12 protein-coding genes and 1 pseudogene are annotated in these 12750 nt (G+C 68.8%); all 13 read left to right on the top strand.

From position 1 onward, the window contains the following. Positions 1 to 4: 4 nt before the first annotated feature. On the top strand, positions 5 to 748 hold the full coding sequence (locus tag ABNQ40_RS19585; RefSeq protein ID WP_109048966.1) for a sulfite exporter TauE/SafE family protein: 744 nt from the start codon (positions 5 to 7) through the stop codon (positions 746 to 748). A gap of 20 nt (positions 749 to 768) precedes the next feature. Then, a complete protein-coding gene (locus ABNQ40_RS19580) occupies positions 769 to 1275 on the top strand; it encodes an RNA pyrophosphohydrolase (protein ID WP_109048965.1) in 507 nt (168 codons plus the stop codon). 184 nt (positions 1276 to 1459) lie between these two features. After that, positions 1460 to 1774, top strand: a complete 315-nt coding sequence (locus tag ABNQ40_RS19575; RefSeq protein ID WP_109048964.1) for a lipid asymmetry maintenance protein MlaB — start codon at positions 1460 to 1462, stop codon at positions 1772 to 1774. Next, the gene (locus ABNQ40_RS19570; RefSeq protein ID WP_109048963.1) at positions 1759 to 2136 is read left to right on the top strand and encodes a response regulator; all 378 of its coding nucleotides are present in this window, start codon (positions 1759 to 1761) and stop codon (positions 2134 to 2136) included. The genes ABNQ40_RS19575 and ABNQ40_RS19570 overlap by 16 nt, the downstream gene beginning before the upstream one ends. A 34-nt stretch (positions 2137 to 2170) precedes the next feature. Beyond that, positions 2171 to 4489, top strand: coding sequence for a chemotaxis protein CheA (locus ABNQ40_RS19565; RefSeq protein ID WP_109048962.1), 2319 nt, complete (start codon positions 2171 to 2173; stop codon positions 4487 to 4489). Positions 4490 to 4498: 9 nt separating this feature from the next. After that, positions 4499 to 5038, top strand: coding sequence for a chemotaxis protein CheW (locus ABNQ40_RS19560; protein WP_098739194.1), 540 nt, complete (start codon positions 4499 to 4501; stop codon positions 5036 to 5038). 67 nt (positions 5039 to 5105) lie between these two features. Beyond that, positions 5106 to 7655 (top strand): methyl-accepting chemotaxis protein, encoded by a 2550-nt coding sequence (locus tag ABNQ40_RS19555; protein ID WP_109048961.1) that lies wholly within the window; start codon positions 5106 to 5108, stop codon positions 7653 to 7655. Between the two features lie 34 nt (positions 7656 to 7689). Next, the gene (locus ABNQ40_RS19550; protein WP_109048960.1) at positions 7690 to 8610 is read left to right on the top strand and encodes a protein-glutamate O-methyltransferase CheR; all 921 of its coding nucleotides are present in this window, start codon (positions 7690 to 7692) and stop codon (positions 8608 to 8610) included. A gap of 3 nt (positions 8611 to 8613) precedes the next feature. After that, positions 8614 to 9276 carry a chemotaxis protein gene (locus ABNQ40_RS19545; RefSeq protein WP_109048959.1) on the top strand — a complete coding sequence of 221 codons (663 nt, stop codon included), beginning with the start codon at positions 8614 to 8616 and terminating at the stop codon, positions 9274 to 9276. A gap of 3 nt (positions 9277 to 9279) precedes the next feature. Next, positions 9280 to 10347 carry a chemotaxis response regulator protein-glutamate methylesterase gene (locus ABNQ40_RS19540; protein ID WP_109048958.1) on the top strand — a complete coding sequence of 356 codons (1068 nt, stop codon included), beginning with the start codon at positions 9280 to 9282 and terminating at the stop codon, positions 10345 to 10347. A gap of 504 nt (positions 10348 to 10851) precedes the next feature. Further along, positions 10852 to 11532, top strand: a pseudogene (locus tag ABNQ40_RS19535) (methyl-accepting chemotaxis protein); the annotation flags it as partial. A gap of 51 nt (positions 11533 to 11583) precedes the next feature. Next, complete coding sequence (locus tag ABNQ40_RS19530) at positions 11584 to 11889, top strand: STAS domain-containing protein (RefSeq protein ID WP_109048956.1); 306 nt, start codon at positions 11584 to 11586, stop codon at positions 11887 to 11889. Positions 11890 to 11894: 5 nt separating this feature from the next. Further along, entirely contained in the window at positions 11895 to 12689 is a 795-nt protein-coding gene (locus tag ABNQ40_RS19525; RefSeq protein ID WP_247879686.1) for an ATP-binding protein, read from the top strand. The last annotated feature ends 61 nt before the right edge of the window (positions 12690 to 12750 follow it).

Below are 12750 nucleotides of genomic sequence, written 5' to 3'. Positions count from 1 at the left end.
TGACATGCTGACGCTGCTGCTGATCGTCTCCGCCTTCTTCGCCGGCGTGCTGAACGCCGTGGCCGGGGGCGGCAGCTTCCTGACCTTCCCGGCGCTGATCCTGGCCGGCGTGCCGCCGCTCAACGCCAACGCCACCAGCACCGTCGCGGTGTCGCCCGGCGCGCTGGCCAGCGCCTTCGGCTACCGGCGGGAGCTGGGCCGCATCCGCGAGGTGCACCTGCCCTCCTTCCTCGGCATCAGCCTCGTCGGCGGACTGCTGGGCGCGCTTCTGCTGTTGTGGACGCCGCAGCGGACCTTCGAGGTCATCGTGCCGTGGCTGCTGCTGTTCGCCACGCTGCTGTTCGCCATCGGCCCGACCGCCTCGGCCTGGGTCCGCCGCAACTTCACCATCGGCCACGGCACGGTGCTGGCGGTGCAGTTCCTGATCGCCGTCTATGGCGGCTATTTCGGCGGCGGCATCGGCATCCTGATCCTGGCGACGCTCGGCGTCTTCGGCCTGACCGACCTGCATGCGATGAACGGGCTGAAGTCGCTGGTCTCCGGCTGCCTGAATGCGGTGGCGGTGGCGGCCTTCGTCCTCGGCGGCGCGGTCTATTGGACGGAGGCGCTGATCATGCTGGTCGCCGCGATGGCCGGCGGCTATGCCGGCGCTTCGGTCGCCCGCCACATCCCGCCGCCGGTCCTGCGCAAGCTGGTGATCCTGGTTGGGGCGGCGATGACCGTCTATTTCTTCCTCACGAAAGCCTGACCCGAACGGAGCCCGCCGGCATGACCGCCCCCATCGATCGCCCCCCTGTTGATCGCGAGTCCCTGCCCTACCGTCCCTGCGTCGGCATCATGCTGCTGAACGGACGCGGCGAGGTGTTCGTCGCCAAGCGCTGCGGGTCGGAGGCCGACTGGCAGATGCCCCAGGGCGGCATCGACGAGGGCGAGGATGCCCGCAGCGCCGCCTTCCGCGAGCTGGAGGAGGAAATCGGCACGGCGAAGGCGGAGTTCATCGCCATGACCGCCGCCCCCCACCGTTACGACCTGCCCGACGATCTGCTGGGCAAGGTGTGGAAGGGCCGCTGGCGCGGGCAGGAGCAGATGTGGATGCTGGCCCGCTTCACCGGCGACGAGACCGACATCCGGCTCGACACCGACCACCCGGAATTCGACGCCTGGAAATGGATCGACGCCGAAGAACTGCCGGGCCTGATCGTCGCCTTCAAGCGCCCGGTCTACGTGTCCGTCCTGGCCGAATTCCGTCCGCTGATCGCGCGGACGAAAGGCTGACGCATCCTGCCCGGGGCCTCCCCCTCCACCATGTCCCATTTTTGATTGCGGTTATCCCCAACTTCCCGCCGCCGCCCCCTCCGTCCGAAGCTTGCGCTTAACGAATCCTTGAGACGCAGTCTGGCAACGTCGCTGCTGCAACCGGAATGCGCAAGAATGTGCCTGCCGTAGACGGAGGGGTGGCGTGTCGCTGATCAAGTGGACGGATGAGGATGACGGCCGGCTCCGCCTGGGCCTGCCGAGCGACCTCGATTTGCCTATGGCGCAACCTCTGCTGGACAGTTTGCGCGCGGCGTTCAAGGCCTCGGCCGACGTCACCGTCCAGGCCGACGCCGTGGAGCGCATCAGCGCCGCCTGCATCCAGGCGCTGGTCGTCGCCGCCCGCGATGCGGCCGAGCGCGGGGCCGCCTTCGTCCTCGCCACCCCGTCCGAGGTCCTGTCCGAAGCGTGCGAGGATCTGGGACTCGCCGCCTGGCTGAAGCAATGGAGCCGAGCGTGAAGAAGAAAGTGATGACGGTGGACGATTCGCGCACCATGCGCGACATGGTGTCCTTCACCCTGCGGGGCGCCGGCTATGACGTGGTGGAAGCCGCCGACGGCCAGCAGGCGATGAGCGCCATCGCCACCAACAAGGTGGATCTGGTCATCACCGACCTGAACATGCCGGTGATGGACGGGCTGACCCTGATCCGCAGGCTGCGCGCCATCCCGGCCCACCGCACCCTGCCGATCCTGATGCTGACCACCGAGGCGGACGAGAGCAAGAAGGCGGAAGGCCGCGCCGCCGGCGCCACCGGCTGGATCGTGAAGCCCTTCAACCCCGACAAGCTGGTGTCGGTGGTGCAGAAGGTCTGCGGCTGACCGCAAGCCGTCGGATTCAGGGAGGGGTGCAGCAGTGGACGATCTCAGCCGCTTCAAACAGACCTACTTCGACGAGAGCGCCGAACTCCTGGCGGTCGCCGAGGCGGGGCTGCTGCGCCTCGCCCCCGGCGAAATCGACATGGACGAGGTGAACGCGATCTTCCGCGCCGTCCATTCGATCAAGGGCGGCGGCGGCGCCTTCGGCTTCAACGACCTCGTCGCTTTCGCGCATGAGTTCGAAACGGTGATGGACGGCGTGCGCAACGCCGAAATCCCGGTCAGCACCGAACTGGTCGACACGCTGATCCGCGCCAACGATGTGCTGGCCCGCCTGCTCGCCCACGCCGCCGACGAAACCGAGGTGCCGGCCGGCATCACCGACGACACCGTCGCCGCCCTCCGCCGCTTCCTGGGCAAGGCCGGGGAACCGGCGATCGAGGCCCCGGCCGCGCCGGCCGCCGCCATCCAGGCTGCCGCAGGCTTCTATCCCGACGACGAGGATGACGAGGCCGGCATCTTCGGCGACGCGCTGGCGGCGATCCAGGCCGCGCGCGACGACCAGTCGGCGCCCGCCACCGGCCCCGTTCCCGAAGGGAAGGTCCGCTGGACCATCGCCTTCCGTCCGAAGGCCGAACTGCTGCTGTCGGGCAACGAGCCCACCTACATGCTGCGCGCCCTGCGCCGCCTGGGCGAGGCGGAGGTGGTGTGCCATCTGGACAGGCTGCCCTCCCTGCGCGACCTCGACGCCGAACTGCTGCACCTGTCCTGGACGGTGACGCTGCTGGCCGACCCGCAGGTGGACCGCGCCCAGATCGATGACGTGTTCGAGTTCGTCGCCGACGACTGCGACATCCGCATCAGCGCCGAAGCCCCGCCGCCGGCGATCAGCGCCCCCGCGCTCATTACGCCAGTGGAGCCGGTCACGCCCGCCCCTGCCGCTAATCTGCCGGAGCCGGTTGCCCCCGCAGCCGCACCGGCCATCCCGGCCGCCACCCCGGCCGCCACCACGTCGGGCGCAGCGAAGCCCGGCGACGGCGCCAGGCGGACGAACGGCGGCACCGGCGGCAGCGACCATGCCGGGCCGACCACCCACACCATCCGCGTCGATCTCGACAAGATCGACCGGCTGGTCAACATGGTCGGCGAGATGGTCATCACCCAGGCGATGATCGCCGAGCATCTGCGCGACCTGCCGCCGGGCCAGTTCCAGGAACTGCTGGAGGGGCTGGAAGGCCTCGCCCAGCACACCCGCGAACTGCGGGAAAGCGTGATGTCGATCCGCGCCCAGCCGGTTTCCAGCGTCTTTTCGCGCATGCCACGGCTGGTGCGCGAATGCGCCGCCGTGACCGGCAAGGAGGTGATGCTGGTCACCACCGGCGAGACGACGGAGGTCGACAAGACGGTGGTGGAGAACCTCGTCGACCCGCTGACACACATGATCCGCAACTCCATCGACCATGGGCTGGAAGGTCCGGAGGAGCGGGAGCGCGTCGGCAAGCCGCGCGCCGGCACCGTGCATCTGTCGGCCGCCCACCGGTCGGGCCGCATCGTGATCGAGGTGACCGACGACGGCCGCGGCATCAACCGTGCCAAGGTGCTGTCGAAGGCCATCGAGAAGGGCTTGGTGCAGCCGGGTGCCAGCCTGTCGGACGAGGAGATCGACCACCTGATCTTTCTGCCCGGCTTCTCTACCGCCGATCAGGTGTCGAACCTGTCGGGCCGTGGCGTCGGCATGGACGTGGTACGGCGGAACATCTCCAGCCTGGGCGGGCGGATCGGCGTCTATTCGACGCCGGGCGAAGGGTCGCGCTTCGTCCTGTCGCTGCCGCTGACGCTGGCGGTGCTGGACGGCATGGTGATCTCGGTCGGGGAGGAACGCTTCGTCCTGCCGCTGACCAACATCGTCGAAAGCCTGCGCCCCAAGCCCGCCGACCTGCATGGGCTGGTCAACAAGTGCGACGTCATGATGGCGCGCGGCGAATATGTCCGGCTCGTCCATCTGCACCGGCTGTTCGGCATCCCCAAGGCCATCGACGACGCCACCAAGGGGCTGGTCGTGCTGGTGGAGACGGAGGACGGCTCCCGCCTCGGCCTTGTGGTGGACGAAGTGCTGGGCCAGCAGCAGGTCGTCATCAAGAGTCTGGAATCCAATTTCCGCCGGCTGGACGGCGTCGCCGCCGCCACCATCCTGGGCGACGGCCGAGTCGCCCTGATCCTGGACGTGGCGGGCCTGCGCGAAATGAGCCGCCATGGTTCAGGCACTGGCAACGCCTCCGGCGGCAGCCCCCGGCCTTCCCCGTCCCTGCCCGCCCCGGCGGACAAGTCCGACCAGCATCAACGCCAAACGGTTTGAGGTTCAGCGATGAGCAGTTCCACCGCAATCGCCCCCGTCAGTTCCCGCACCGATCTCCAGCCGGCCGGCGCCGCGAACGGGAGCGAGGAACAGTACGTCACCTTCACCGTCGGCAGCGAGGAGTACGGAGTCAACATCCTGGCAGTCAGGGAAATCCGCGGCTGGACGCCGGAAAGCCGGTTGCCCAATCTTCCCGACTATGTCCGCGGCGTGATCAACCTGCGCGGCATCATCATCCCGATCTTCGACCTGCGGGCCCGCTTCGGCGGTGGCCTGACCCAGGTGACGAAGCGTCATGTCGTGGTGGTGATGCAGGTGGGGGAGCGAACGCGCGGCATCCTGGTCGACGCCATTTCCGACATACTCGCCATCGGCCATGACGCCATCAAACCGCCGCCCGATGTCGACAGCGGTCTGGTCGACGCCGAGTATCTCAGCGGCCTCTACACCGCCGAGAACCGGATGGTGACCCTGCTCAACGTGGGGAAGCTGTTCGCCGGCGAGCATGTCGACCAGGACGCCACCCGCGCGGCGCTGGAGCCGACCTGATACCGGTTGGCGATCCCCCGGCTGCGCAGGCCGCAACGAGAAGCCATAAAAAGAGGGAACGTCAGCGATGGCCACCGACGGTACGATCGCCAAATCCGGCACCTTCCTCAGCAACATGCGCATCGCCAAGCGGCTGTGGCTGGTCTTCGGCCTGCTGCTGGTTCTGATCGCCGCCCAGTCCGGCACCGGCATCTATGGGCTGGACGGGCTGAACCGCCGCATCGACAGCGTCATCGCGTCGGGCGACCTCGCCGTCTTCGCCAAGGATCTGGAAAGCCGCCTGGGTGCGCAACGGCTGCAAACCCGGGAATACATCAATCTCGGCACCACCGAGGCGCTGGACCGGCTGCGCGTCCTGCGCGGGGAGTTCGAATCGGCGATGTCGGACCGGCAGGCCATGATGAAGGCTTCCCCCCAGGCCGCCGCGTTCGCCGACCTCAACAGCCTGCACGGCGCCTATCACGAGAAATTCGACGCGGTGCGGACCGTGCGCGAGCGCGCCGACCGGACGCTGCACGAGCGCATGGACCCGCTGGGCGCCCAGGTGACCAAGCGGCTGGAAGAGGCGGTGGCCGCGGCCGACGCCTCCGGCGACAAGGACATCGCTTTCGGCATGCAGGAGGTGGAGAAGCGCTGGCTGCTGACCCGCTTCTACGCCAACCGCGCCATCGGCCTGCGCGATCCGGCCGCCGCCGCCCAGGTGGAGGCGGAAGGCAAGGCGATGGGCGCCGGGATCGCCCGGCTGTCCACCCTGCTGCAAAACAATGCCACCCTGTCCGTGACCCTGCGCGACGTCGACGCCCGCGCTGCCGAATACCGCAGCGCCTTCCGCGAGATCGTCGCCGCCAATGACGACGCCAAGCGCCGCACCGACGACCTCGTGACCGCCGCATCCGCGGTCAACCGTGCCATCGACGGCATCGTCGCCTCCATCGCCGCCGGCTCCAGGGCCATCGAGCAGGCGGCCGGCAGCGAAGCCGCCTTCACCATCCGCCTGACGGTTGGGCTGGGCCTGCTGTCGCTGGTGATCGGCATCGTCGCGGCCAACCGCATCGCCGCCTCCATCGTCGGGCCAGTCACCGGCATCCGCCGGGTGATGACCGAACTGACGGAGGGCAAGCTGTCGGTCAGCGTCCCCCACACCGGCCAGCAGGACGAGCTGGGCGACATGGCCCGCGCCGTCGACGCCTTCAAGGACGAGGCGGTGGAGGCCCTGCGCTCCCGAATCGCGCTGGAACGGGTGTCGGCCAACATCATGATGGCCGATGCCGACGGCCGCATCCTCTATGCCAACGACTCGATCATGGCGATGTTCCGCCATGCCGAGGCCGACCTGCGGACCGCGCTGCCCGGCTTCGATCCGAGCAGGCTGGTCGGACAGAATTTCGACGTCTTCCACCGCGACCCGACCCACCAGCGCCGCCTGCTGACCGATCTGACCCACACCCATCGCGGCTTGGCCAAGACCGGCGGCCGCACCTTCCAGGTCATCGCCAACCCGGTGGTCAGCCGCCGGGGCGAGCGGCTCGGCACCGTCATCGAATGGCGCGACCTGACCGAGGAACTGGCGATCGAGGCGGAGATCGGCGCCATGGTGGAGAATGCCGTGCGCGGCGACTTCACCCACCGCATCCCGCTGGACGGCAAGAGCGGCTTCTTCCGGCTGGTCAGCGAAGGCATCAACCGCCTGTCCGGGAACATCGCTGCCGTCACCGAGGACTTGGCAACGGTGCTGGAATCCCTGTCGCGCGGCGACCTGACCAGCCGCATCGACAAGCAGTATGAAGGCGTGTTCCAGCGGCTGAAGGACGATTTCAACGGCACGGTCGGCCGTCTGTCGGAGATCGTGCAGCGCATCGACCATGCCGCCGGCTCCATAGCCATCGCCAGCCGCGAAGTGGCGGAAGGCAGCATGGACCTGTCGGAGCGGACCGAACAGCAGGCCTCCTCGCTGGAGGAGACCGCGGCCAGCATGGAACAGCTCGCCGCCACCGTGCGCTCCAACGCCGACAACGCCCAGCAGGTCAACGGCTACGCCACCGAGGCGCGCGCCGCGGCTTCGCGCGGCGGGCAGGTGGCGACCAGTGCGGTGGAGGCGATGCGCCGGATCGAACACTCGTCGCAGAAGATCTCCGACATCATCGGGGTGATCGACGAGATCGCCTTCCAGACCAACCTGCTGGCGCTGAACGCGGCGGTGGAGGCGGCGCGGGCCGGCGACGCCGGACGCGGCTTCGCCGTGGTGGCGCAGGAGGTGCGGCAGCTCGCCCAGCGCTCCGCCCAGGCCTCGAAGGAGATCAAGTCGCTGATCCTGGACAGCGGCGGGCAGGTGCGCGAGGGCGTCGACCTCGTGCGGTCGGCCGGCAGTTCCCTGACGGAGATCGTGTCGGGCATCGGGCGGGTCGCCGATCTGGTGTCGGAGATCGCGCGGGCGACCGCCGAGCAGGCGTCGGGCCTCGACGAGGTCAACATCGCCATCTCCCAGATGGACGAGATGACCCAGAAGAACGCCGCCCTGGTGGAGGAAAGCACCGCCGCCGCCCGCTCCCTGGAGGATCAGGCCGACCAGCTGCGCCAGCAGATGACCTTCTTCACCCTCGATCGCAGATCAGCCTGACCCGAGGTCTCTTGATGTTGCCCCCGGTGCCGCGATGACCGACCGCTCGCCCGCCTCACTGACCGAACCCGAGACGCTGCGGCGCCCCCCGGCCGCGCCGACCGCGGTGTTCGGTGGCGCGCGCGAATTTCATTTCGAGCGGCACCATTTCGACCTGATCGCCGGCCTGCTCTATCAGCTGGCCGGCATCGCGCTGGCGCCGCACAAGGCGGAGATGGTCTATGCCCGGCTGGCACGCCGCCTGCGCGAGCTGCGGCTGCCCGATTTCGACGCCTATTGCGCCCTGCTGCAATGCGACGGCGTGGCCGACGAGATCGGCTTCCTGGTCAATGCACTGACCACCAACCTGACCAGCTTCTACCGCGAATCGCATCATTTCGACTTCCTCGCCTCCACCGTCCTGCCGGAGCTGCGGACGCTGAACGCCCACAAGCCGAAACCGCGGCTGCGGCTGTGGTCGGCCGGCTGCTCCTCCGGACCGGAGCCCTACACCATGGCGATGGTGCTGGTCTCCGCCATGGGGGCGGAACTGCGCCGCTGGGACGCCCGCATCCTCGCCACCGACATCGACACCCACATGGTGGAAACCGCCCGGCGCGGCATCTACCCGCTGTCGGGCGCCACCGGCATTCCGCCGGCGATCCGCCAGCGCTTCACCACGGACACCCGGCTGGACGGCGAGCCGGCTGTGGCGATGGGCGAGGAGCTGAAGCGCCTCGTGACCGTCAAACCCCTCAACCTGCTGGAACATTGGCCGATGTCCGGCCCGTTCGACGCGATCTTTTGCCGCAATGTCCTGATTTATTTCGACCGCCGTGGCCGGATGCAGGTGATAGAGAACTTCGCCCGGATGCTCCGCCCCGGCGGGTATCTGTTCCTCGGCCACTCGGAGAGCCTGTATGGCGTGTCGAACCTGTTCCGGCAGGCCGGTCCGACCATCTATCGGAGGGAGTGAGCGATGAACGCCGAACCCCTCCCCCGGCAGGAGCCAGCCAGCCCGACGCCCCGCAACCGCTTGGGAAGCGGTCGCTACTTCAACCGGGAATTCAACGCCGACACCGTCAAGATCGGGCTGGGTCAGCAGGCGGTCAGCGACCGTCCCGACCTGATGATCGCGACGACGCTGGGCTCCTGCGTGGCGGCCTGCGTCAATGACCCGGTGCGCGGCATCGGCGGCATGAACCATTTCATGCTGCCCGACCTGCCGGCGAGCGAGCTTGAGGGGGCCGGCATGGCCGCGCGCTACGGCTCGGTCGCCATGGAGCGGCTGATCAACGCGCTGCTGGCCGCCGGTGCCGAACGTCAGCGCCTGCAGGTCAAGCTGTTCGGTGGCGGACGCGTCATCGAATCGAGCTACGACATCGGCGGGCTGAACTGCCGCTTCGCACTGGATTACGTGCGGACGGAAGGGCTGACGCTGGCCGGCCACGATCTGGGCGGAGGCTCCGCCCGGCGGGTGCATTACTTCCCGCACAGCGGACGCGCGCTGCGCCGCCTGCTGCGGCCGGAGGCGGCGGCCGACACCGTCACCCGCGAACGGCGTTTCATCACGCACCTGAGCCAGGCCCCCGAGGAGGGCGAGGTCGAACTGTTCACCCCCGCCGATCCGGAAGGGAGCTGACCCATGCCCAGACCGATCCGCGTCGTCATCGTCGACGACAGCGCGTTGATGCGCGAAATGCTGAAGGACATCCTGACTCGGGAGACGGGGATGGAGGTGGCCGGGGTCGCCCGCGATCCCTTCGAAGCGCGCGAGGTCATCAAGGCCACCAACCCCGACGTCATCACGCTGGACGTCGAGATGCCGAAGATGGACGGGCTGTCCTTCCTGGAGAAGATCATGACCCTGCGGCCGACACCGGTCATCATGGTCTCCTCCCTGACCCGCGAGGGGTCGGACGCCGCCATCCGCGCACTGGAGCTGGGGGCGGTGGACTGCGTCGCCAAGCCCGGCGGCTCCGAAGGACAGGGCTTCGAGGCGACGGCGATGGAGCTGGTTTCCAAGATCCGCGTCGCCGCCACCGCGCGCCTGACCATGCGTCGCCCGGCCGCCACCCATGGCGTCCTGCCGACGCCGCGGCGTGCCGGCTCGGGCAAGCGGCTGATCGCGGTCGGCGCCTCGACGGGCGGGGTGGAGCGCATCCGCGACGTGCTGGCCGCCATGCCGGCCGACTGCCCGCCCATCGTCATCACCCAGCATATGGGTCCCAGCTATGTGCCCAGCTTCGCGGCGCGGCTCGACCGGCTGTCCGCCCCCACCGTGCGGGTCGCCGTCCATGGCGACCGTCCGGCCCAGGGGCTGGTGCTGATCGCCCCCGGCGACCGCCATCTCGCCATCGTCCGCGACACCGCCGGCTTCGTCTGCCACATCCAGGACACCCCCGCGGTCAGCGGCCACCGCCCGTCGGTCGACGTGCTGTTCGCCTCCGTCGCCAAGGCGGCCGGCAACAACGCCGTCGGCGTCATCCTGTCCGGCATGGGCCGTGACGGCGCCATCGGCATGAAGGCGATGCATGACGCCGGCGCCTTCACCGTCGGCGAGCAGGAATCGAGCTGCGTCGTCTATGGAATGCCGCGCGCCGCCAGGGAGGCCGGCGCGGTCGGGGTCGAACTGCCGCTCGCCCAAATCCCCGCCGAAATGCTGCGCGCCTTCGACGCCGTCGGCGAACGCCCCCGCACCGCCCCGACCTGATCGGGGATCCGGGTAGAGTTTCCAAGGAGCACCAGTATGTTCAAGTCCGCTGCCCACGACGCCGTCCAGACCGGCCCTCGGAATGCCGCGCCCCGGGACGTCTCCGCGACGCCGGACGGCGACGCCAAGGTCGCGGTCACCGCGGAGCTTCTGTCCACCTGGCTCGGCTTCGCCGACGTGCAGCGCCGCACGCTCGACATCGTGCAGGGCGAGCTGACGCGCACCTCCGACCATGTGGAGACCTCCACCCTCGACCTGTCGGAGCGCTTCCGCGAACTGGCCCGGAAGGCGCTGGAGCAGTCCGAGCGGGTGGCCCAGATCGTCGACATGGCAGGGTCGGTCGACATCGACGGCGAGCGGGTGCCGCTCGACAGGCTGGTCGTCGGCATGCAGGACGTGATCACCGACATGGTGACCAACATCGTCACCCTGTCGCGCCATGCCATGAGCATGGTCTATCTGCTGGACGACGTGCAGAAGGATGTGGCCGAGCTGGAGAAATCGATCGGCGACATCGACGGCATCAACCGCCAGACCAACTTCCTCGCGCTGAACGCGACCATCGAGGCCAGCCGTGCCGGCGAGGCCGGGCGGACCTTCGCCGTGGTGGCGCAGGAGGTGCGGCACCTCTCCCGCTCCACCGGCGAACTGGCCGACCGCATGCGCGGCACCGTCACCGCCGTGGTGAAGGGCGTGCGCAACGGCCACGACATCCTGCGCCAGATCGCCAACACCGACATGTCGCCGCAGATGCTGGCCAAGGAACGCGTCGACAAGACGATGGACAGCCTGGTGGAGCAGACCAACCATTTCCAGTCGGTGCTGGAGACGGCGGCGTCGGTGTCGTCCGATATGTCGTCCACCATCGCGCACGTCATCACCGGCATGCAGTTCCAGGACCTGACCAAGCAGCGGATCGAGGCGATCAACGACAGCCTCGCCATCATGAGCGCCGGGCTGGGAGAGCTGGAAACCCGCATCCGCGCCCAGGTGCCGCCCGCCATCGGCGCACGCGAACCGCAGGAATGGCTGAACCAGCTGATGGGCCGCTTCACGCTGAGCGAAATGCGCGAGCGCTTCGTGCGCAGGCTGCTGCTGGAAGGCACGGCCCTGGACGAAAACGGTGTGCTTGACCTCGATGCCGCAGGGGGAAGCAGCGCCGGCGGTGATATTGAACTCTTCTAGTGCGGTGCCCCCCGCCTGTACACTGAACCACATTTGCGGAAAGACGGGCCTATGGACTACGGGATCGAAGTGCGCGATCAGGAGGCGGTCATCCGCCTGCGCGGTCGCCTGACCTTCAACGACCACGCGAAGTTACGGGCACTGATCGGCGAAATGGGGCAGAACAAGCTCAAGCGTCAGGTCCTCGACCTGTCGTCGCTCGAATTCGTCGATTCCGCCGGCATCGGCATGCTTCTGATCGCGCGGGAGGAGATGGACCGCGCCGCCAAGCAGTTCATCCTGCGCGGTGCCGCCGGTCAGGTCAAACGGGTGCTGACCGTGGCGCAGATCGCCAAGATCGTCCCGATCGAGGACTGATCCCGGTGATCGACGGGACAATCCAGGGCAAGACACAGAAGGCGGACCAGGCCGTCGGCTGCCGCACCCGCTTCGCCGGTCTTCTGGCGCCGGGGTTGGCGGCCGACCGGCTGAACCGGCTGGCGCTGGCGCTGCGCCTGTCCCCGGTGCAGGCGCCCGCCGGACCGGCGCCGCTGGCAGTCCTGCTGGCCGGAGACGGGAGCGCCGTCCCCGAGTCCGACGCGCTCTGGCTCCCGCCCGTCGCCGCCTGGATCGAGCCGCCGGCCGATACCGGCGCTTCCGATACTGCCGACCGGTTGGCGCCATTCCTGGCGGAGGCGGCGAAAAGCGACCTCTACCTGAACCTGACCACGGCCACCGCGCACGACCTCCAGCTTGGCGGCAGGCTGCTGGCCGCGCTGAGCGCCCGCCATCCGCTGGAGGGGGACCGCCGCGACGACATCGAACTTGCGTTGCACGAGGCGGTCAGCAATGCGCTGGTCCACGGCAACCTGGGCGTCGCCGGCATGAAGGAGCTGAGCGCCCAGGAGCTGGAACGCTTTTCCCGCGACCTGGGCGACCGTCTGGCCGACCCGGTGCTGGCGGGCCGCCGCATCGTCGTCACGCTCCGGATCGACCCGGCGGAGGATGGCCGGCGGCTGGCGACGGTGGAGATCACCGACGAAGGCGCCGGCTTCACCCCGGGCCCGCGTGCCAACTCGGGAGCGTCGGGCCGCGGCCTCGACCTGATCGGCAACATCGCCGACGGGCTGACGATCGAGGATGGCGGCCGCCGCATCCGCATGAGGTTCCGGCTGTGACCGCGGATGGCTGGCATAATCCCGGCTGTGGAGCGATCCCGCCATCGGATTCCGGACACTC

The organism is Azospirillum sp. A23 (assembly GCF_042938965.1).
Classification (GTDB): Bacteria; Pseudomonadota; Alphaproteobacteria; order Azospirillales; family Azospirillaceae; genus Azospirillum; species Azospirillum melinis.
This window is presented reverse-complemented; position numbering and strand designations above follow the sequence as displayed.